The organism is Convivina intestini, from assembly GCF_003096575.1.
Taxonomy (GTDB): domain Bacteria; phylum Bacillota; class Bacilli; order Lactobacillales; family Lactobacillaceae; genus Convivina; species Convivina intestini.
Map to the genome: position 1 here is coordinate 57955 of NZ_QEKT01000002.1, position 23377 is coordinate 81331.

The 23377-nt window shown below is 42.1% G+C and carries 15 protein-coding genes and 1 riboswitch; of the genes, 3 read left to right on the forward strand and 12 right to left on the reverse strand.

The window, feature by feature from the left end; genetic code table 11:
* Positions 1-38 precede the first annotated feature (38 nt).
* Positions 39-1169 (reverse strand): 5-methyltetrahydropteroyltriglutamate--homocysteine S-methyltransferase, encoded by a 1131-nt coding sequence (locus C7384_RS02400; RefSeq protein ID WP_089939523.1) that lies wholly within the window; start codon positions 1167-1169, stop codon positions 39-41.
* Positions 1170-1894: 725 nt separating this feature from the next.
* Here C7384_RS02400 and C7384_RS02405 point away from each other — a divergent pair.
* Complete coding sequence (locus C7384_RS02405; RefSeq protein ID WP_089939525.1) at positions 1895-3178, forward strand: O-acetylhomoserine aminocarboxypropyltransferase/cysteine synthase family protein; 1284 nt, start codon at positions 1895-1897, stop codon at positions 3176-3178.
* Positions 3179-3342: 164 nt separating this feature from the next.
* Here C7384_RS02405 and rihC read toward each other — a convergent pair whose 3' ends face one another.
* The 3 genes from rihC to C7384_RS02420 all read right to left on the reverse strand — a co-directional run bounded on the left by rihC (position 3343) and on the right by C7384_RS02420 (position 10665).
* On the reverse strand, positions 3343-4257 hold the full coding sequence (rihC, locus tag C7384_RS02410) for a ribonucleoside hydrolase RihC (RefSeq protein ID WP_089939528.1): 915 nt from the start codon (positions 4255-4257) through the stop codon (positions 3343-3345).
* 115 nt (positions 4258-4372) lie between these two features.
* Complete coding sequence (locus C7384_RS02415; RefSeq protein WP_116585373.1) at positions 4373-8020, reverse strand: mucin-binding protein; 3648 nt, start codon at positions 8018-8020, stop codon at positions 4373-4375.
* Between the two features lie 260 nt (positions 8021-8280).
* Positions 8281-10665, reverse strand: a complete 2385-nt coding sequence (locus C7384_RS02420) for an SEC10/PgrA surface exclusion domain-containing protein (RefSeq protein ID WP_089938322.1) — start codon at positions 10663-10665, stop codon at positions 8281-8283.
* 137 nt (positions 10666-10802) lie between these two features.
* On the opposite strand from C7384_RS02420, the gene C7384_RS02425 reads away from it, so the two are divergent.
* Positions 10803-11249: a GNAT family N-acetyltransferase gene (locus C7384_RS02425; RefSeq protein ID WP_089938320.1), complete on the forward strand. Its 447-nt coding sequence runs from the start codon at positions 10803-10805 to the stop codon at positions 11247-11249.
* A gap of 45 nt (positions 11250-11294) precedes the next feature.
* Here the strand turns inward: C7384_RS02425 and C7384_RS02430 are convergent, their stop codons facing one another.
* Positions 11295-12482, reverse strand: a complete 1188-nt coding sequence (locus C7384_RS02430; protein WP_165806767.1) for an MFS transporter — start codon at positions 12480-12482, stop codon at positions 11295-11297.
* Between the two features lie 181 nt (positions 12483-12663).
* On the opposite strand from C7384_RS02430, the gene C7384_RS02435 reads away from it, so the two are divergent.
* The gene (locus tag C7384_RS02435; protein WP_420838708.1) at positions 12664-13509 is read left to right on the forward strand and encodes a YitT family protein; all 846 of its coding nucleotides are present in this window, start codon (positions 12664-12666) and stop codon (positions 13507-13509) included.
* Positions 13510-13555: 46 nt separating this feature from the next.
* On the opposite strand, the gene guaA is transcribed toward C7384_RS02435, so the two are convergent.
* The 7 genes from guaA to leuS form a co-directional block, all read right to left on the reverse strand.
* On the reverse strand, positions 13556-15103 hold the full coding sequence (guaA, locus tag C7384_RS02440) for a glutamine-hydrolyzing GMP synthase (RefSeq protein WP_089938315.1): 1548 nt from the start codon (positions 15101-15103) through the stop codon (positions 13556-13558).
* Positions 15104-15105: 2 nt separating this feature from the next.
* Complete coding sequence (locus C7384_RS02445) at positions 15106-16056, reverse strand: IMP dehydrogenase (RefSeq protein ID WP_089938314.1); 951 nt, start codon at positions 16054-16056, stop codon at positions 15106-15108.
* A 51-nt stretch (positions 16057-16107) separates the two neighbouring features.
* Positions 16108-17217, reverse strand: a complete 1110-nt coding sequence (gene guaB, locus C7384_RS02450) for an IMP dehydrogenase (RefSeq protein ID WP_089938312.1) — start codon at positions 17215-17217, stop codon at positions 16108-16110.
* A gap of 107 nt (positions 17218-17324) precedes the next feature.
* Positions 17325-17421: riboswitch (purine riboswitch) on the reverse strand.
* Between the two features lie 87 nt (positions 17422-17508).
* On the reverse strand, positions 17509-17694 hold the full coding sequence (locus tag C7384_RS02455) for a 2-hydroxymuconate tautomerase (RefSeq protein ID WP_089938310.1): 186 nt from the start codon (positions 17692-17694) through the stop codon (positions 17509-17511).
* Positions 17694-18686, reverse strand: a complete 993-nt coding sequence (locus C7384_RS02460) for a YitT family protein (protein WP_089938308.1) — start codon at positions 18684-18686, stop codon at positions 17694-17696. The genes C7384_RS02455 and C7384_RS02460 overlap by 1 nt, the downstream gene beginning before the upstream one ends.
* Before the next feature lie 60 nt (positions 18687-18746).
* Positions 18747-20702: a putative polysaccharide biosynthesis protein gene (locus tag C7384_RS02465; protein ID WP_089938306.1), complete on the reverse strand. Its 1956-nt coding sequence runs from the start codon at positions 20700-20702 to the stop codon at positions 18747-18749.
* 51 nt (positions 20703-20753) lie between these two features.
* Positions 20754-23186, reverse strand: a complete 2433-nt coding sequence (leuS, locus tag C7384_RS02470; protein WP_089938304.1) for a leucine--tRNA ligase — start codon at positions 23184-23186, stop codon at positions 20754-20756.
* Between the last annotated feature and the right edge of the window lie 191 nt (positions 23187-23377).

Here is a 23377-nt window from a genome sequence, read left to right on the forward strand (position 1 = left end):
ATCAGTTAAATCCATTAACTTTCAGTTTTCATTTTATTCTAATCCGACCAAACTTTCTTAGCGGTATCAACTACCAATTGAATCTTACGCCATTGTTGAGCTTCCGTTAAATGATTACCCTCATCGGTTGAGGCAAAACCACATTGAGTACTTAACGAAAGATTTTCCAAAGGTAGATATTGGCTGGCTTCTTTAATCCGATTAGCTAAATTAACTGGATTCTCCAACTCTGGACTTTTAGAAGTTACCAAACCCAAAACAACTTCCTTTCCTGACGGCACCTCTTGTAACGGTTGAAAATCACCGGAACGAGCATCATCAAATTCAAGATAAAAGGCATCGACTTTTTCTTTACCAAAAATTGTTTTAGCAACGGCCTCATAACCACCAGCTGAAGCCCAATCAGAAGCATAATTACCCCGGCAGATATGTGTGCTCAAATGTAAATCTTCCGGCAAGTCAGCCAAAGCTCGGTTATTAAAGGCTAAATACTTATCTTGAATTTTTTGAATATCATCAACATCATAGCCCATCTTTTCCCAAACACTACGGTCAACTAGCATTCCCCAGGTACAGTCATCCAGCTTCAAATCCCGGCAACCGGCATCATATAAGGCTAAAATCAAATCATGATAGGCTTTTCCTAAATCATCTAACAATTCTTCATCGTTGGCGTAATATTGATGTAAGGCCTTTAAATTAGCCTGTCCACGAACCAATTCAGCGTAACACTGAGCTGGGGATGGAATGCTCTGCCGAGGAATTACATCTAGATCCTTGGTGATTTGATATAAATATTGAAAGGCCTTTAAATCACAGTGGTCTTTGGTAAAACTAATTTTGCCACAAACCTGAGCAGATTCGCGCCGGGTTTCAACATTATGAAAGAGATATCCTTGATTAATTTCGGTTTTCTTAATACCAGCAAAGCTCCAAAAAGTATCTAAATGCCACCAACTTCTTCTAAACTCCCCATCAGTCACAAATTTCAAGCCAGCTGCGACTTCTTTTGCCACTAACTTTTGGATTTCTTGATCTTGGATTTTAGTAAATTCCGCCAAACTAAGCGTACCTTTTTCAAAATCCTGCCGAGCTCGATGTAAAATTTCCGGCCTCAAAAAACTCCCAACAATATCATAATGAACAACTTGATCCTTAAACTTTGGCATAGCTATTTCTCCCCTTTTAGTTAAATTGAAATATAAAAAAAGCCCCTAAGTTACAGTTATCCTGCAACCTAGGGGCGCTTAAACAAGCGCGGTACCACCCACATTTATCGACCTATTGTCGAGCTCAAATTAGTACACTCGTGCTAGCTATACTAAAATACTGTATCGTGTATTAACCGTAATTGGCTTATTCAGCAGAACTCACCAATTAAAGACCACTCCAAGACCATCTTCATTGATAAACAAGACCCCGCCTCTCAGCTAGTACGGTTTTCTGTAGAATTGTTAGATCAACTACTCATCTCTTCTTTGTAGTTAAGTTTCATATTTCGTTGCTTTTAAGCTTATCAATAAAAATAAAAATGTCAATAGTGAGAATTATTTTTATTTAGCTCTAATTAAAACAGCATAATAATTTTCTTATATATAGGCATTTAATCGAACAAAAATTAGATTTAAAAAATATTTTTTAATTAATAACCAGTTTGACAGTTAGTTTTATGAGTGTTAGACTGCAAGGCATAGTAAGTATGAAAGGAGTCCTAATATGATTAAGCCAAATATGATGATGATGTACACATATCAAAAAATTAGGTTATCCCATGTTGGTGACTCTTTTTGTGTACTTCGTTAATTGCTAAGTATTTCAAACCGAATTTAAGTCATTACCAAGGGCTCGCCTCTTGGTAATGACTTTTTTGTTATAAAGAAAAAGAGGAAATTCTATGACTAATCAACCCTATGCCTTTGAAACCTTACAAACCCATGCTGGTCAAGCCCAACCTGATCCAACTACCGGAGCACGGGTTACCCCCATTTATCAAACTGCTTCATTTGTATTTAAAAATACCCAAGAAGCTGCTCAACGCTTTAGCCTAAAAGATCCTGGTAATATTTATGGTCGGCTAACTAATCCAACCAATGCTGTTTTTGAAGAACGGATAGCCGCCCTAGAGGGTGGCGCTGCTGCTATTTCTTTAGCATCGGGAGCAGCGGCAGTTACCGCCGCCATTTTAAATGTAGCCGGTAGTGGTGATCATATCGTGGACGCCTCAACCCTTTACGGCGGCAGCGTCGAGTTGTTTTCTGAAACTTTAACCAAATTAGGTATTGCTACCACCTTTGTAGATCCAGACAATCCACAAAATTTTGAAAAAGCAATTCAAGCCAACACCAAGGTCATTTACTTTGAAAGTTTAGGTAATCCTAATATTAATATTATTGATTTTGAGGCTGTAGCTAAGATTGCAAAAAAACATCAAATTATTTCCATCGTTGATTCTACCTTCGCTACACCATTTTTAGTAAAACCTTTGGATTATGGCATTGACGTTGTTGTCCACTCAGCGACTAAATTTATCGGTGGTCACGGGGCCACTTTGGGCGGGGTCATTATCGAAAAGGGGGACTTTGATTACCGCCGTTCAAACCGCTATCCCGACTTTATCCAGCCACGACCTGCTTATAATAATTTAGTTTGGGCCGACTTAGGTCCAGGAGCTTTTGTCACTAAAATTCGAGCTGAATACCTACGTGACACTGGTCCAACCCTATCACCCCAATCCGCCTGGTATTTCATTCAAGGTTTAGAAACCCTATCGTTGCGAATTGAGCGTCATGTAGCCAATACTAGGAAAATTGTTCACTTCTTAAATCAGCATGATAAAGTTGCTTGGGTTAATTATCCAGAACTAGAAAATTCTCCTTATCAAGAATTAGCAAAGCAATATTTCCCTCGCGGTACCGGGTCAATTTTTACTTTCGGCCTCAAATCCGGTGAGGTTGGTGCCCAAACCTTTATTAACCACTTAGATATTTTCTCACTATTAGCCAATGTGGGTGATGTGAAATCCTTAGTCATCCATCCAAAATCAACCACTCATGCTCAGCTCTCTGATGAGCAATTGGCGGCAGCCGGTATTGCTCCTGATTTAATTCGCTTATCCATTGGTATTGAAAATGTAGATGATTTACTAACTGCTCTATCAAAGGCTTTGGACTATGTTTAAATAACCTTTAAAAGATGACCTCCCCCTGTGGCAATTGATGACAGTAAACAACTAAATCTAACTATCATAAAAAATAACCCTATACAATGACCGATTGCCTGCCATTATATGAGGGTTATTTTTTGATTGAAATCTTTTATTAAGACGGTTATTTGATTTAGTATTTAATTCATCAAAGCCACTTGCTCTAAGAACCATTGATTAAAGTCGTTAGCATCAATGTCATAACCAACCAGGGCATTATAAAAATCTTTTGGATGCCAGCGATGTTGAAAATCTGAAACAGTCGCACCAACGGCCGGACCATCGACTGCCACCTCGATTGCTTGGGGTTGGGTTTTAATTTTATCCGGTGCTAAGGCATATAAAATCGTATTAACATCATGCATTGGTTTACCACCAACATGGACATCCCCATAAGCAGTAATCATGCCATACAACATTTTCCCCGCCTCGCCTAAATTTTGTAAGGCATTGGTTGTTTCCGGCGTAATTAAGGCCTTTAAAGTAACATCTAAACCAATCATTACGATAGGCAAACCACTTTGGAAGACAATTTGAGCTGCATCTGGGTCAGTAAAGACATTAAATTCAGCAACCGAACTAACATTGCCACCGCTAAGCGATCCTCCCATCAGGATTAATTCCTTAATGTTTTTTAAATCTTCGGGATGCTGCTGGATCAAGCAGGCAATATTGGTGTAAGCACCAGTGGCAATCAGGGTAATTGGTTCGGTTTGGGTCTGCAATTCATTATGAATCGCCGTTACGGCGTCAATCTCTAATGCTTGACGGCTAGGCTGAACGAAATCATAGCCAGGCATCCCCGATTCCCCATGAATATAGGAAGCATCTGTAAAATCTCGTTTTAAAGGCCGTTTGGCACCAGCGGCAACGGGAATGTCTTTGTTGAAAAATTCTAATAATTTCAAAGCATTATTAGTCGTCTTATCAACACTAACATTACCGGCTACTGTGGTAATTAAGCGAACATCCAAAGCTGCATTATTGACGGCAACTGCCAGAGCAGCGGCATCATCAACACCAGGATCCATATCTAAAATAATTTTCTTTACCATTTTTCACTCCACTTTTTAATCATTAAGTAGTCGCCTACATTGTAGCTGATTTAACTGTGGATTGCTGAACTTTTCTATTAAAAAAGCACTGGATGATTTCCAGTGCTTCTTAATATTAATGCTTGCGCTTACGACGAGCACTGATACCAAATACTGAAGCTGCCGTAAGGGCCAAAGCCCCGACAATACTGGTATTTTTTACAGCGTGTCGACTAGCTCTTGTAGCAGTGGCTGGCAAAGTGCCCGCTTGCTGAGAACCGTCGTTAGTGGAAAATAACGAACTAGAATTATAGTTTAATCCAGTAGCAGCCGTACTCATTGGCATTACAGTCCGATTGGAATTAGAACTAGGAATTAATTGTGAATCACTAGTGGAATCCGATGTAGCGCCATTGTGAGAGCCACTTGTTGGTTGAGTAGCCGATGTTGAATCTGAACTAGATTTCGACGTAGACCCACTGGCCGACTTTGATTCTGAACTAGAAGTTGAAGTAGAACCACTGATCGACTTAGAGTCTGAACTTGAGGTTGACGTGGACCCACTTGCTGATTTAGATTCTGAACTTGAAGTGGACTTAGAGTCACTGGCCGACTTTGATTCTGAACTTGAAGTGGACGTAGAATCACTGGCTGATTTAGATTCTGAACTTGAAGTGGACGTAGAACCACTAGCTGACTTAGATTCTGAGCTAGAAGTTGAAGTAGATTCACTTGACGACTTTGATTCTGAACTGGAAGTGGACTTAGAGTCACTACCTGATTTAGATTCTGAACTTGAAGTGGACGTGGACTCACTTGCTGACTTTGATTCTGAACTTGAAGTGGACGTGGACTCACTTGCTGACTTTGATTCTGAACTAGATTTTGACGTAGAGCCACTGGCAGACTTAGAGTCTGAGCTAGAAGTTGAAGTTGATGCACTAGCTGCAGATTCAGAAGCAGAAATAGAACTCGAAGTCGACGTGCTGGCTGCCGATTCGGAACCAGAAATAGAACTTGAAGTTGACGCACTAGCTGCTGATTCAGAACCAGAAATAGAACTCGAAGTTGACGCGCTGGCTGCCGATTCAGAACCAGAGATGGAATTCGAAGTCGACGCACTAGCTGCTGATTCAGAACCAGAGATGGAACTTGAAGTTGAAGCGCTGGCTGCCGATTCGGAACCAGAAATAGAACTCGAAGTTGATGCGCTGGTTGCCGATTCGGAACCAGAAATAGAACTCGAAGTTGATGCGCTGGCTGCTGATTCAGAACCAGAGATGGAACTTGAAGTTGACGCACTAGCTGCTGATTCAGAACCAGAAATAGAATTCGAAGTTGACGCACTAGCTGCCGATTCAGAACCAGAAATAGAACTCGAAGTTGATGCGCTGGCTGCCGATTCAGAGCCAGAAATAGAACTCGAAGTTGATGCGCTGGCTGCCGATTCAGAGCCAGAGATAGAAGATGATGTTGAAGTTGACTGACTGTTTTGATCGATATGATAAACAACCGTAATATGCGTATCACCCGTTGTTGCAGTAGTCATTTCTGATGGAATATTGGTTTTATCAGCAATATAGCCATTAATCACCGGCGAAGTCACCGCCTCATAAATTGCTTGATTAGTCACCCAGGGCGTGTAAGCAACTGCCTTGTCAACATCAACCAAATCAAAAGTGCCATTACGACTATATTCAACACTTTGATCAACAGTTGGCGCAGCTATCCGACCATCATCATAAACATAGTTAATTACCCGATGAATCTGTTTGACTAAGCTATGAATATCCGTTCCCTGTGGATATTTAGGCCCATTAGGATTACTAGGATCAACCGGCTGGCCCGGCGTACCAGGAGTTTGTGGTGTTACCGTCTTAGTGCCATGCTTAAATTCAACAACAAATGTTGGTGTATCAGCCCCAAAAACGTGTCCTTTTGGATATTCATCCTTTACTAAGACAAAGCCCCGCTTTCCAAAAGCGGCAATTCGATCAGCTGTGTTGTATTCAGCCGTTTCGTTGTATGCACCAGTCACTTGATCTGAAAGGACAACGACATTATGATCATCAATATCAATATAATTAACTGTCATATGCTCCTCGTTGCCTCGATACCCATATAGTAAATAGCCTTGGTTGGAATCATTAGCAGACTGACTATCATTAATACTAATGGGCATCATAAAATTAACACCGTTACTACCGGTTGTGCTAACCAAATGGTAATTAGCAAATGCCTTGGCCGATGCGTTTAACGGTTGACCAGTTTTACCCACTTTTAATTCTGCAGGAGCCAAATCAGCAATGTCATTTCCATCGGCATCGACTGCTACGTAATAGACCCTTGTATAGGCAGTATTGTCATATAGGTACACTAAGGTTTGTTTATAATTAGTAACAATGGCATTTACATCAACTACCGAATCAAAGCGGGAAATTGCTTGATAATCATACGGTTCCTGATCGGATTCATTGCCATAGCGCACCACCATTGCCGTACGGTAATAACCTAATTTGGATAAGTCTTTTTGGTTAATCGTCACTTTATCCTGTAATTTATCGTCATAACCTTGTACTGAGGGAGTAACAATTTGCTGGCCAGTATTCTCATCAACGTAGTAGGTTTTAACAAGTTGAGGATAAGTCGTCCCAAAATGAGCGACCCCGTCCAAATCTAGTTCAGTTCGATGATTAATCTTGTCACTTACATCAAAATCAACTAGATATTTAACTGGTTCAGTATTAGCATTCAAGCCCTGATTCGCATCAGCATCATCACCGATACCACCTTGAAAAGTTGAAGGTTGCAAATTATCATGCAATGGTACTAAGAAACCGGTTGCCTGGGTAAAGTTATCAACTGATTTACCCGTCCGGTCAATTAAATAAACTGTCTTGGGATGATAAACCTTACCGTTAGGATAGGTAACGGTCACATTGGATAAATCAGCCGTACTAGTAAAACCTAAATCAGACAAGTGAATTTTGTCTAAATTAATTGTTTGAATACCAAAACCATACAGATTTTCAACTGCCTGAGTATCACCAGCGGTGTATTTACCTGGGGTTATATTGAGTTGATAGTGATTCCCACTGGTGACAGTATTAATCGTCGGATGGGCGTAACCGCCATCCTTTTGCCAATTATCGGTACTAATATCGGCAAGAATCTGATCAATACTGGGTGTTGCCGTGACGCCAGACTGACCAGCTTGCTGGCTTGATTCAGCAGGAATAGCGGCTGCTACCTGCGGACTTTTCTGTTGGTCAACTAGACTTCCGGTCTGACTGGTCGTGGATGAATCAGCTGTTGATGCCACTGTCCGGTTTGTTGTAGATGAGTCGCTTGTTGATTCCACGGGCTGACTGGCCATCGATGAATCAGCTGTTGAGCCGACTGGCTCTTTTACAGTCATGTCAGCTGGCAGGTCGGTGTTAATAGTGGCCGGTAATGATTGCGTGGAACTAGCAGTAGTATCAGCATCGCTAGTCGCAGCAGCAGTCAACTGGCTAACGTTAGTTGTACTCTTGGTATGAATTTGCTGGGTTGTTGACTGGCTATCTGGCTGTAAGAAAACTGCCTTCCCCATCAAGGCATTGCTACCAGGCTCCACAGCATTAGCATCGACTGTATCAGCCATCGCTTCGGTCTTGTCAACAAATAGACCTGCAGTGCCCAATACCGCAAAAGTTGACAATGACATCAAAGCCCAGTGCTTTTTTACCTTGTGCAAAATTTTTTTGTCATTAATCTTTTTATAATCATATTTGTTATATAACATTTTAAAGTCCCTCACCTATGGAGTGAAAAAGCAATACATGAAAACATTCTCAAAATTGTCCTTTTCAACACCATATCCCCAATAGAATCACTAATGAAATTAAAAAAGCATTCCTCTTTCAGAAAAATAATTAGCTTGATCGTCTTTTAACATAGTGATCTCTTTATGTACAAATTGTACATGTTAAGGCAGTTTTTTTCCACTAAAAAAAGCACTAAACTCAATTGGTCTAGTGCTTTTCTGTTATTTTAATAAATTAATTAATCTTTGTACTTTTTATAACCAAAGAACGCTGAGCTAACTAGCACTACTGACAAACCGATCAAGGTTAATGCCTGACTATTAGTACGAGTTTGACTAGCAGTTTGTGGTAGCTTGGCCGAATTAGCAGTGGCTGTAGTGTTACCAGCAACTGATTTAACAACTCCACCAGCTGAATTAAAGGCAACTGTGGAACCACCATTATTAGTGGCTTGCTTGTCAGTTGCAGCATTAGCTGTCGGCGTTACCTCTCCCTGGGCTTGGTTAGCGGCCTTTTGAGCTTTTTGTTGCTCATATTGATAAGCCATTACTACATCGTGATAACGACTAGCAGCGGCCTGATACTTACCCTGGGCCTGGCTAACTTCTTGTTGCGCAGCTTGGCTCTTTTCTTCCAATTGCTTTAACAAAGTTTGCGCATCAGCCAAGGCTTGCGTAGCTTCAGCAACCTTTTTGGTTGCTGCTTGTTGAGTAGCTGCGGCATTTTGATCCTTAGCTAACTTATCTTGATCCTGCTTCAAGTTGTTAGCTAGTTCACTAGCATGTTTTTGAGCGGCATTCAAAACCGTAATTTGCTTAACCAAATTAGCTTGTCCATCTGAAACGGCTTGCTTAGCAGTAGCTAAGTTCTGTTGCGCAGTGGCTTGAATTTCCTTGGCATCCTTAGCTTGTTCAACTAACTTTGGTAAATTAGTTTCCAACTCTTGGACTTGCTTTTGCCCATGGGCAATTGCGTCCTTTAACTGAGCAATTTCAGCTTGGAGGGCCTTAGTGTCGGCCTTTCCCTGACCAGCCGCCTTGGCGACTTGGTCTTGAGCAGTTTGAAGAGCAACCTGACTGTTGGCTAAGTCTTTTTTAGCATTAGCCAAAATTGTCTGGGCATCAATCAAGCTCTGTGATGGGTTAGTTGTACCGGCTGGCACCGTTGCGCCAGCTGCGTTAAAGGCTGAATTAGTATCAGCTACTAAACCGCTGAAGAAATGGGAAGCCCCCATTTTATCAAAGGCAACCGCTGAATACCCCTTAGCGGATTTACCGTGAACATCTTGCCCCTTAGCCATTAAGAAGTTTTTAGTATGTCCCCAATGACTATCCCCATCATTGTTTATCATAGCCAAAACGGTTTCGTAAATTTGTTCCTGGGCAGCATCTAAGGTAGTATGACCATCAAAACCAGCCTTGTTTCCTTGATCAAATGATGACCCCCAGTTTTCCGACACCGAATTTAGATGGCTATTACTATAAGCCTGCTGCAAAACCTTTTGATTATGATCCGCATGTGTCCAGATATCCCAATTATCATTGGAATACCCATCCGCAACCTGCTTGACACCGGCTAACATACCGGCGGCATTAACACTAATCGGTTGTTGGCCAGCCTGCTTAAGCAGCTGATTTAGTAAACCACCGTAATAATTCTGGAGCGCTTGATTTTGCTCCGCCGTTAAGTTGTTCAAATCAATATTTTGCGCCTGAGCGGCTGGATCGTGAACATACCCAGCTGCTTTAATTTGTTGGGCCCATTGCGCCCACTGACTATCGGACCAATTAATCATATCAGTCGCTTTAGTGCCAGCTGGCAAGGTAATCGCATAACTGGTTTGTTTATCTAAACTATCGACTTGTTTCTGAGCGGCATCAACTTTAGCTTGTGCTTGATCGACTGCAACTTGCGCTTTTTGTTGATTAGCTAGGGCCTCTTGATAGGCTTTAGGATCTGCTTGGCCCCCTTGACCAGCTTGGGCGGCCTTTAATTCAGCTTCTTTAGCAGTTAGGTCAGTCTGCTTATCAGCTAAATCTTTTTTCGTAGTGTTTAAGGTGGCTTGGTCCTGGTCTAATGCTGTTTGAGCCTTATCGCCAGCGGTTTTTGCCAAGTCTAAATCAGCTTGGACTTTATCAACTTGTTTTTGTTGCTCATCATGTTGAGCTTGAGCCTGCTGTACAACTCCCTGAGCAGCTTGAACGGCCTTTTGAGCCTGGTCGTTGTCGGCTTGGGCTTTGGTCACAGCTTGCTGATCTTTATCTTTGTTTTCACTGGCAGTCTGCGTATTAGCTGTCGCTGTTTTCAAATCAGCTTGGGCTTGCGTTTGATTATCTTGGGCTACCTGAACTTGTTTTGTCTGATCAGTAACCGCTGTCTTAGCTAAATCGGCTGCCTGCTGAGCCTTTTGAGCCTCTTGCTGAGCTGCTTCTTTATCATTTTGAGCAGTTTGCACATCCGCTGCAGTAGTGGCGCTATTAGCTGTGGTCTGAGCTGCTTGACCTAAATCAGCTTGATTACTGGCGGTAATATCATCGGCTTGAGCTGCATTAAGTCCCAAAGTCACTGCTGCTGTCGTGGCGGCAGTAACGACCAAAGTTTGTTTAATTAGTTTTTCAGTCATACTATTCCCATTTCTCTACTTCAAATTTATGAACTACTGTAATAGTAGCAAAAACGAGCTATTACAGCAATGTACGAATAAGGAAGGCTAGTTTATTAAAAAATAAACTATAATAAAATTAAAAAAAGAGGACTATTATGACAACAATTCTCATTAGACCGGCTGAAAAACACGACAGCCAAGCACTTTGGCAATTAAATCGTCACGAAATGGGCTACCAATACTCCTTGGATAAAAGTCAAAATCGTTTAGCTGAACTATTAGAAGATGCTAAACATCATCTAATTTTAGTAGCAATTGATCCCAAAACTCAGCAATTATTAGGCTATATCCATGCTGAATACTATGCAACCTTATATGCCGAACTAAAATTTAATCTCTTGGGGCTAGCTGTTGATCAAAATTATCAAAGGCAAGGCATTGGTACCGCCCTCATCAATGACCTTATTAAGATTGGAAAAACTCAAGGTATTGATGCCATTCGTCTTAATTCTGGGAGTGAGCGGACCAGTGCCCACCAATTTTATCAAGCACTGGGTTTTAGATTGGTTAAAACCCAAAAGAGCTTTTTAAAGAAAATATAAGCAATCAAAAAGGGCTCGCTCATTTAGCGAGTCCCGATTTTTATCTTAATCAAAAATTGTCTTTTCTCGTTCAAAGAGATAAATCAAGACAATCATGACGACCAACATCAAAATAAAAATAATATTTTGTACATACCAATTTTGCGTCATACCAAACATTAATCCGTATAACCAAGGAATCAAGCAAGCGATTAGGTACCCACCAGACTGAGCCATCCCGGACAAAGCCGCGCTTTCCTGGGGTTTTTTTGTCCGAGTAGCATAAGAAGTGATGACATAGATAAACATAATCGAACCTACGGCACCCAAAACACTACTAATGACTAACCACAAAACAAAAGAAATATGATGATTATTCATTAGAGCTAAACCAAGAATCCACAAGAAGCAAGCAGAAATCATAGCATTTCGGCGAGTTTTAAAGGAAGAATTTGAAATAAAGTTTGGAATAATCATCCCAAAAGGAATCCCAACCATTGACAGCAAGCCAACCAAGAGACCTGACTGCGAGCCAGATACGCCGGTCCGTTGGGCAATCACACTCATCCAGGCAATTAAGGAGTAGAAAATGGCTGATTGAAGACCAGCAATAATCAATAGCATCCAAGCATATTTATTGGTCCAAGGGTTAATCGTTGCTGCCTTATGCTCATGTGCTTGGGGTTGGGCTTGGCTAGGCGCAACAGTGGCATTAATTTTAATATTTAACGACCAAGTAACTAGGGACATCAAGACCACGACAGTCAAAAGTAATACTAAGCCCTGCCAATTCACTTTATCGGCCACAGGGACAGCAATGATTTGAAAGGCTGAGGTCATAATCATCAACAGGGTACTGTAAATCCCCGTGTAAGGGCCAATTTTATCGGGTGCATACTCAAAAATTGCTGCGGGAAGTAGGACGTTAATAAAGGCAATTCCCACCCCAATTAAGGCAGTCCCCAGCATTAACAAAGGGGCATTGAAGATTCGAATAAAAGAACCGATTAAAACCGTTACCAAAGCAAAGGCCAAAGTTTTTTCAATTGAAAACTTATCAGTAATTTTACTAACAAAGGGTGATACTAGGGCAAAGGCCACCAAGGGAATCGAAGTCAAAAGACCAAGTTGGTCCAGGGGAATATGTAGGCTATTAGCAATATCGTTGGCCACGACCGGCAAGGTCGTGAAGGTTGATCGCATAATCGTGCCAAAGAAGATAATGCTAATAATGAAGATCCATTTATTTTTCATTGATTCATCTCTTTCTCTTTTCACTAAAAAATCAAGCATTTTTTATTATAGAGGAAATTTTAAATTAAGTACACGTAGATATTTAACTAGCCTACCAAAGATTCACTACGTCCACCAGCTGAAATTGGTATCATATCATTAATACGTAATAAACGCTAAAAATTCTCACTGGAGGTCGACCATTAACTCTTTAAATAAGACACTATCTCATTATCTTGTGTTTCTCGGCGCCTTATTTTTAATTGCGATGAGCATCAATTTCTTCTTTTCGCCCCACAATATTGCAGCTGGAGGGGCGACTGGGCTAGCCATCTTAGCTCAGGAACTCTTTGGCTGGCCGCTTTTTTTAACAACTTTAGGGGTTAACATCATTATGTTAATCTTGGCGGCTATTTTTCTAGCACGAGAAACGGTCCTGCGGATTCTCTTTGGTAGCTTCATGCTGCCCGTCATGCTGGCCATTATTCCCCAAACAAAAGTTGTCAACGACACTTTATTTGCAGTCATTGTCGGCAGTGCTATCTTTGCTGCTGGAATCGCCTTGCTTTACAATATTGATGCTTCCAGTGGTGGTACTACCGTTCCCCCATTAATTTTCAAAAAATACTTCAATTTAAAGGCCCCGGTCGGTTTACTGATTATTGATATCTGCGTGTCTTTTGGAAATATTTTCACAGCTGGTCTTGAAGCCTTTGTCTACGCGGTTTTTTCGATTGTGATTACTAGTTTAATTATGAATTACATTGAAAGTGGCTTTAACCGTAAAAAGACCCTCTTCATTAGTAGCAATATCAGCACTACTGAGTTAAAAGATGCCCTGGGTCATGATTTATCCTATGGTCTAACCGTCATCCCCTCTCGTGGCGGCTTTCAGGATTCTGAGCAAGAACTTTTAATGATTGTCGTAGATACTCAGGAATATCCCCGCTTTGTCCGTAAAGTCTTAGCGGCTGACCCCGATGTTTTCATTACAGTCTCCGATACAGCTAGTGTGCACGGCGGTTTCTTCAATCGTCAGCAAATTTAAAAGCATATCAGAAAAATTATCTGACATGCTTTTTTAGTTTAATAAACTATTCCCACTCAACTGTTGCTGGTGGCTTAGCCGTAATGTCATAGACAATCCGGTTAACATGATCAACTTCATTGACAATTCGAGAAGAAATCTTTTGCAAGAGTTCCCATGGCAAACGAGCAAAGTCGGCCGTCATGCCATCAACTGAGGTAATTGCGCGAATGGCAACCGTGTGATCATAGGTCCGGTAATCACCCATGACACCCACCGAACGCACGTTAGTTAGGATAGTGAAGTACTGCCAGACATCCCCTTCCAAACCAGCTTTAGCGATTTCGTCTCGCAAAATCCAATCGGAATCACGAACAATCTTGAGCTTATCTTCGGTAATGTCACCCATGATTCGGATACCCAAACCAGGACCTGGGAAAGGCTGACGCCAAACCATTTCATGTGGCATCCCCAACTTTTCACCGAGTTCACGGACTTCATCTTTGAAAAGTGTATTCAGCGGTTCAATCAATTGGAACTGCATGTCTTCTGGCAGACCACCCACATTGTGATGGGACTTAATTGTTTGGGCTGTATCCGTTCCGGACTCAATGACATCAGTATACAAAGTTCCTTGCGCTAAGAAATCAATGCCATTAAGCTTCGTCGCTTCGTCGTTGAAGACCTGGATAAATTCATTACCAATAATCTTACGTTTTTGCTCTGGATCAGTCACCCCGGCTAACTTGCCAAGGAAACGTTCTTGCGCATCAACCTTGACAATATTTAGGCCAAACTTACCACCCAGCATTTCCATGACTTGTTGAGCTTCGTTTTTACGAAGCAAACCATGATCAACAAAAATCGAAGTCAACTGATCACCAATGGCGCGGTGCAACAAAACACCGACCACGGAAGAGTCAACCCCACCAGACAAGCCCAATAAGACCTTGCGGTCGCCGACTTGGGCACGGATTTTAGCGATTTGTTCATCAATAAAGCCATCCATGGTCCAGTTAGCCTGAGCCCCAGCAATATTAATCACAAAATTCTTTAAAATTTGCTTACCATATTCAGACAAAGTTGTCTCAGAGTGGAACTGGACCCCGTACAAACGGTCAGCATCGTTAGCAATGGCGGCAATTGGTGTCTTTTGTGAACCAGCAGCTACCACAAAATTATCGGGTAACTTAGTTACATTATCAGAATGGCTCATCAAGACGATTTGCTGCTGTGGTGTATCGGCAAACAAAGCGCTACTATTTTCACTTTGAGTAATTTCAGTTTGACCAAATTCACCGTTACCAGGATTGGCTTCAACTTTTCCACCCAAATCCTGGGCCATTAACTGCATTCCATAGCAGACACCCAAAACTGGAATACCCAACTTAAAAATTTCAGGATTAATGGTGAAGGCATCCTCATCATAAACCGACTTAGGTCCGCCTGATAAAATAATGGCCTTAGGTTGATAGGCCTTGATTTCATCCAAAGTCATTTTACTGGACTTTAATTCAGAAAAAACACCCATTTCACGAATTCGGCGGGTAATTAACTGGTTATATTGACTACCATAGTCAAGTACTAAAACCTTATCAAGTGTCTCTTGAACCATGTTTACTCACTTTCTTCTTTTAAATAGTTAGGGGCTTGCTTGGTGATTTCAACATCGTGGGGATGGGATTCACGCAAACCATTATCAGTAATTTGAACAAACTGAGCGGCCTGCTTTAGGGCTGGTACATCCTTGGAACCAGTGTAACCCATGCCGGCCCGCAAACCACCATCAATTTGGAAGATGGCATCAGCTGGGGCTTCATCACCAGCCAAATAGTCAGTAATTAACACGGCATCAGCACCAGCAGCTAAGGCTTTGACAACATCACCGGAGTAATGCACGCCACTACCAGCCACCACAGCCTTATCCAAGTCAGCAGCTACTTCAGCAATGCCCATTGTAACGGTTAAGAAAGGATAATGACTGTTGTTAGGCAACTGAGAATCAACCGAACGACCGACAATTACGCCGTCCATACCAGCTTCATATAGCTGACGGGCCGCTTTAGGGTCTTCAATGACACCTACCAGCCACAAAAGCTCTGGTGCTTGGGCATGTAAGGACTTTATTTCAGTCAACATTTCAGTCGTTAGGGCTTGATGTAGATACAAAACTACAGCATCTACTCCCACAGCAACTAGCGCTTGTAACCGTTGACTAGCATCACTGGCCAACCACAATTCTGCCGCTACTTGTAATTTACCGTCCAAACCGACCAAGGCCTCGTCAGCTTGGTCAGCAGCAACGGCATATTCCTTAACAGTTTGAAGGGCAGTCACCTGCTGGTTTACATCATCGGTAGCGGTAATTACACTCAAACCACCGGCCAAAGCCATTGGTAATACGTAATCATCAACGCCAGCTGCTTGGCCATTTGCCATCAAAGGTGTTTTTAATCCAAACTGATTTAGTTTAGTAGCCAATGAAACCGTATGGGGCAAAACATTGGAAGCGGCTGGTACCAAAAGGACTTCATCATAGCCCAATCCTGGCTGATTTTCCTGTGTCATATTCTCTCCTAATTAATGTGATTGTTGTGTTTCAAACTAAAAATCTAGGATTTACAGACTAGCCTGATAGTCATGTTCCGTGGTTGTTCGCTTAATGTCATTATCTTGACGAACTTCAGCTAAGTTCTGAGTGCCCATGGCCGCCATGCTTTGACGAACATGATCAACAATTGGCGTCAAAATTTCAGCCAGCGTCCCCTTATAATTCACGCGGGCTTCGATTCCTTCGGGCACCATCTTTTTGGCCTCATTAACTTCGCCTTGGAAATAACGATCCTTGGAACCATTTTCCATAGCAGCAATTGAGCCCATGCCACGATAGAACTTATATTGCTGATTTCCATCGGTAAAGACTTCGCCGGGTGTTTCCGCCGTACCAGAAAACATTGAGCCCAACATAACGGCATTACCGCCCATTGCCATTGCCTTCATAACGTCATCAGCAGTCTTAGCACCACCATCAGCAATAATCGCCTTCCCGCGCTTTTTAGCTTCTTTAGCGGCATCACGAATGGCCGATAATTGAGGTACCCCAATACCAGCCACAATACGGGTCGTGCAGATTGAACCAGGTCCAATACCGACCTTGACTACATCAGCCCCCGCATCATACAAAGCAGCAGCACCGGCTTGAGTGGCAATGTTACCAGCAATAATATTTAACTCCGGAAAGGCCTGACGAACTTCTTGAACCTTTCGTAAGACCCCCTCTGAATGACCATGGGCAGAGTCTAAAACAATCGCATCAGCACCAGCTTCAGCCATGGCTGCCACCCGTTTAACCGTGTCGTTGGTTACACCAACTGCTCCAGCAACTAGTAAATGTCCCTGCGCATCAACAGCTGCTTGAGGATAAGTATTAGCATCAAAATTAGCCTGTTTCACCTGACGGATTTGGTCAGCTTGTTGATCAATGGTCATATTCTTATGAATTACACCCAAACCACCAAATTGCGCCAAAGCCTGGGCAAAAGGCGCTTCAGTAACAGTGTCCATCGCCGCTGATAAAAGCGGAATGTTTAATTTCAAGGTTGGCGTCAAACTAGTTGTAATATCAACTGTCTGGGGATCAATCGCCCCGCTTGGCTGGGGTACAATCGCCATATCCTCAAAGGTCAAACCCATTGGAATAAACTTATTTTTGATGCGAAACGTTGCCATAAATTCTCCTCTTCTGATGGACTATCTTAGTAACTAGCAACAGACGCTATCAAACAAAAAAAGCACTCGTAGGAACACAGATCCGACAAATGCTTTCACCAAAAAAACGATTTACAGCATTTACGGATAGTCACGGCTTTTGGTGCGTGGTAGAGACTGCTGGCCATTTCCCAGCGATATATCTGCAAATAATAATTAAGTTATTGGTAATACTTTACCGACTTTTATTAAAAAAATCAAGTTGCAGTAATCGATTAAACAAACTCGATTACTGCAACTTGATTTTTAAGATTAACGGTCGCTGGCTAGGACACCACCAACCGCATAGTGATCCTTGGGCATTTCCCGTAGAATAATGTGAACTGCCTCACGCTGGGCACCGGTATTTTTAACAATTGCCGCCGTGACATCCTCGACCATCTTGGCTAATTGTTCCTTGCTACGACCCTCTAATAATTCAACTTGTACAACTGGCATTATTTTTCTCCTTTTTCAATTCGTTCGTTTTCTAACTGTTGCAATTGCTCTTCTAAACTCTTTTCAGCTTGCAGCTGCGCATCAATGGTTGTTGGTTTAGGCGACAATGATTTACGCATTTGCAACTGGCGATCAGCGTCTAAGAACTCCCCGGCCACGTTTACTGTACTCAAGAAAGTAATGAAGGCCTTCGGATCAACCTGACGGACTGCCTCTTGCATTTCAAACAATTCATATCGTGATAACACCATCATTAAAGTGGTCGAATCACGTTTAGTGTAAGCTCCCTGAGAAGGCAAGATGGTAATCCCACGAATCAGATCGCGGTGTAAGACGTCCACCACCTCACTCCCCTTACTGGTCACAATCAGGGCAGTTAGCTTCTGATAACCAGTATACATGGTATCAACCACCCGTCCAGTGGCATAAATACCAATCAAGGTGTACAACGCATTTTGCCAACCAATGAAAGAACCCGCAATCAAGACAATCACAAAGTTAACGGCATTCATGAAGACGCCAATTGATTTACCAGTTCGCTTTTGAATAACCATGGCGATAATATCCAAACCGCCAGTAGAAAATCCGTAACGCAGAGCCACCCCCACGGAAGCTCCAACTAGTAAGCCCCCAAATAATGAAGCTAGTAGCGGCTGCGTGGTAAAGGGCTGAGCTGGTACAAAAATCATAGCCAATGATACCGTCACCGAGTTTAGGAAACTTAAAATGGTAAACTTCCCACCAATTAACTTCCAACCAATAACACCAATCGGAATGTTAAATAGTAACAGGAACAAACCCGTATCAATGTGTAAGTGGAAGAAAGTACGGGCAAAAATAGACATCAACTGGGAAACCCCGTTAATTCCAACTGAGAAAATATCATTTGGGATTAAAAAGTAGTTCAATCCAATAACTTGCAAAATAACACTTATCACAAAAAAGAAAATTGTCAGCGCAATCTTACGCCAACTCGTTTTAATTAGATCCACCAATGCCCGAACCTACCCTTATAAATTTCTAGATAAACTGCTAGGTCTATCGTATCATAATCAATCTTTAATTTTTACTTTTGCTTTTTTGACCGGAATAAATTTTGCAAAACGGGAACCCAAGAGGTTATCGGCCAAACCATAATGGGCATACAAGAGGACTAGTACCACAGCCCCGACGATGACACCCACCCCAGTTTCCAGGGCAACATGTAGCTTAGTATCGACTACAAAAATGTAGGTTTGCATTACCCAAATTGATAGGTAGGCAACCACCGCCATAACAACTGAAGACCAAAAACTGTGGCCCAAATCTGCACTAATGTTGGTTAAGCCAACCTGATAGTGTTTTTGGAGATAAATTAACATCCAGGCTACTGAAATACCCATCCCGATGGTGCTAGCTAACAAGGCCCCCAAGCCTTGGAAAGCATATACCAAAGGTAATTGTAGGATAATTTTAATCACTAAACCAAGGCCAAAGGCATACATAACAATTTTGGTCTCAGATAAGGCTTGCAATACCAATGACAACAGCATAAAGAAACTAAAGACAATCGTCATAATGGTTGAAAACTGCAAAAGATAGATACCAGCCTGGCTAGTTTCATCAATCGTATAAAAAAGCTTATACAAAGGATCGGCCACGGCAAACATCCCCAAAGCACTTGGTAGTAGCACCAAGGTTGATAAACGCAACACCTGATCCAATTGACGTTGAATCACCCCCGGTTCTTGCCCCTCCTTACTACCAGACAAAAGTGGCAGGGCAGTGGTCGCAATACTAATGGCAAAGGAAATGACAATCATAATTAACTTATTGGGATTGGCACTAAACAAGGCAAAATCAATTTGTAATTGATCACTTGAGTAATTAAAAAAGGTCCGCATAATGTTAAAGAAAGTATACTGATCAACAAACAAGAACAGATTAGTTGCCGAACCAATTACGACAAAGGGCCATGATTCTCTCAAAATATGGCCAACCATCGATAAAATCTTATTTTCACTCCCCTTACTTTTAGGAGCAGGAGGCATAATAGTGGCACGATATTTAATCCAGCCCCACAAGAGCACGACCATGCTAAAGAGCGCCCCAATAAAGGCAGCAAAGGTGGCTTGAACAACGGCTCCAACCCAATTATTAGGATTCAAATTCAAAACTACAATGGTCATTACTAGCAAATACACAATTCGAGCAATTTGTTCCACAATGTCAGAGATCGCTGAGATATGCATCAATTGATGTCCTTGAAAGACGCCACGCATCATTGACATTAAAGGGAAAATTAAAACTGCTGGGGCCAGTGAATGCAGCACCGGAATCACATTGGGATTGCCATTTGATAAAAAGGGCGCACCCACATAAAGCAATAGACCAAACACCAGACCCAAAATAACACCAACCCACAAAGATTGCCGGGTTAACCGTCGAGTTTCAATCCAATCTTTTTTGGCCATTAACTGAGCTAGGACCTTAGAAATCGCTGATGGGAAACCAAAAGTTGCAACTGCTAATAAAATGCCATAAATGGTATATCCCTGCGAAAATAAGGCGTTGGAACGATTAGCATTGACCCCCAACATTGCTAACCAGGGCAAGATAAAGGCAGCCCCTAAGAGACGGGAAATAATATTTCCAGCTGATAACCAAATTGACCCTTTAACTAAGGTTTGATTATCAGTTTGCGCCTGGTTTAATTTTTGTTCATCAGTCGCTGCATCACTAGCAGCCTGAACTGCCCCTTCTAATAGTTCATGATCGCTTACCTTAGCGGAAGCTGGTTGTGGCTGACGGCGTTTTCCTTTTGAAAACAAATTTTTAGATTTCATTTTTTTAATAGGTTGCTCGGCTTTCTGATCTAACATCGCTGGTTGTGGCTTGCCAATTTGCTTTAAATCAGCATCTAATTGTTCAATTAGCTCTGATTCCGTCAGAATCGCTCCATTGACTTTCACACCCTTTTTCCATGAACTTCGATGGGCCTTTTTTGTTGATGAATCCTTGCGAGTCATGCCACTCTTCCTTTGTGATATGTACCCCGTAAAACTACGGGTTAAAAATTTTTACTTAACAACCATATTAACAAAACGACCTGGAACGGCAATAACCTTAACCATTTCTTTACCAGCAATAAAGTTTTGCACATTATCATCGGTTTGAGCCACAGCAATCATGGCATCCCGGTCAGCATTGCGATCCATGCTTGCCTTACCACGAACCTTTCCGTTGACTTGGAAAATGATTTCGATTGTATCATCCACCAAAGCCTCTGGATCGTATTGTGGCCAAGCAACATATGAAATTGACTGATCTTCATGACCCAAACGTTGCCAAAGTTCTTCGGCCAAATGAGGCGCAAATGGTGCCAACAGTTGAACAAAACCGTTCATGTATTGAATTGGCAAACCATCAACCTTATATGCTTCGTTAATAAAGACCATTAATTGGGAAATGGCTGTATTGAAGCGCAAGTTTTCCAAATCCTCTGTGACTTTTTTAACAGTCATATTGTAGATTTTATCCAACTTACCATCGTTATAAGTCGTTACGTGGTCACGTACCCGACCCTCATCATCAATTAACAAACGCCATACCCGATCTAACCAACGACGAGAACCAGTCACTCCTTCATCAGACCAAGGCTTGCTTTGGGTCAAAGGTCCCATGAACATTTCGTAAATACGCAATGTATCGGCACCGTATTGTGCCACGATTTCATCGGGGTTAACCACGTTGCCTTTAGATTTAGACATCTTTTCGTGGTTTTCACCCAAAATCATGCCCTGGTTAACTAACTTATGGAAGGGTTCTTTTTCTGGTACAACGCCCAAATCGTACAAAAACTTATTCCAAAAACGAGCATATAGCAGGTGCAAAACAGCATGTTCAGCCCCACCAACATACAAATCAACATTACTCCAGTAAGCCAGCTTCTCTGGATCAGCTAGCATCTGACGGTTTTTAGGATCAATGTAGCGTAAGTAGTACCATGATGATCCAGCCCACTGTGGCATCGTGTTGGTTTCGCGACGACCCTTTACGCCATCGGCCCGGGTAACATTTAACCAATCAGTCGCATTGGCCAAAGGAGATTCTCCGGTACCAGAAGGCTTCATTTGCTCTTGTTGCATTTCTGGCAAACGTAGTGGTAATTCGTCTTCTGGTACCAAAGATTGCGTACCATCTTCCCAGTGAATAACTGGAATTGGCTCACCCCAGTAACGCTGACGGGAGAAAATCCAGTCTCGCAAACGGTAATTAACGCGCTTGGTACCAGCCTTGTGCTCTGTTAACCAATCAATAATGGTATCAATCGCAGCTTGCTTTTCTTGACCATTCAAGAAATCAGAATTAATGTGAAGGCCATCCCCCGTATAGGCTTCTTGAGTCACATCGCCGCCCTCAATTACAGGGACAATGGGTAAGTCAAACTTCGTGGCAAAATCCCAATCACGTTGATCATGAGCAGGAACACCCATAACTGCTCCGGTTCCGTAAGAAGCCAAAACATAATCAGCAATCCAAATTGGTAGTTTATCGCCATTAACGGGATTAATTGCATAAGCACCAGTAAAGGCTCCTGACTTTTCCTTATTTAAATCAGTCCGCTCTAGATCAGACTTAGCCGCAATCTTTTCCCGATAAGCTTCTACGACAGCCTTTTGGTCATCGGTTACAATTTGGTCAACCAATTCGTGCTCGGGTGCCAAAACCAAGTAAGATGCCCCAAACAAGGTATCTGGCCGAGTTGAGAAAACTTCTACGCTTTGACCGGCGTGATCTTGGACATCAAAGACCACGGCAGCCCCAATCGAGCGGCCAATCCAATTTCGTTGCTGTTCTTTAATGGCATCAGGCCAGTCCAAGTCATCCAAATCATCTAACAAACGATCGGCATAAGCCGTGATCTTTAATACCCATTGCCGCATTGGCACGCGATAGACTGGATAACCACCACGTTCAGTCTTACCATCAATTACTTCTTCATTGGCAACCACGATGCCGCCACCAGGAAAATCCGGGGCCCAGTTAACCATAATCTCATCTTCATAAGCCAACCCCTTTTCATAAAGCTTTTCAAAGATCCACTGGGTCCACTTGTAGTAATTGGGGTCCGTTGTATTAATTTCACGTGACCAATCGTATGAAAATCCTAATGACTTAATTTGTTTTTTAAAAACCTGAATATTTTCATTGGTGAAGGTGGCTGGATTATTACCAGTTTTGATTGCGTACTGTTCTGCTGGCAAACCAAACGCATCCCACCCCATTGGATGCAATACGTTGAATCCCTGGGCCCGCTTATAACGGCTCACAATATCGGTTGCCGTATAACCTTCCGGATGTCCAACGTGCAGTCCCTGACCAGAAGGATAAGGGAACATATCTAAAGCATAGTACTTAGGCTTATCAGACTCGTCCTTTGCTTGAAAAGTTTTATGCTGGTCCCAATATTCCTGCCACTTTTTTTCGATTTGCTGATGATTAAAATCCATTTTCTGCCATCCTCCTTGTAATTGTACCTTTAATAAAAAACCTGTGATAAACCCACTGGGTCTATCACAGGGCGAATGAATCGCGGTACCACCTATGTTCACGCATATTACTACGTCTTAATCACCTTAACGCGGTGGAAACGTCATTAGCTACTGACTTAAGTTCACCAATAATGGCATTCAACCGAGTT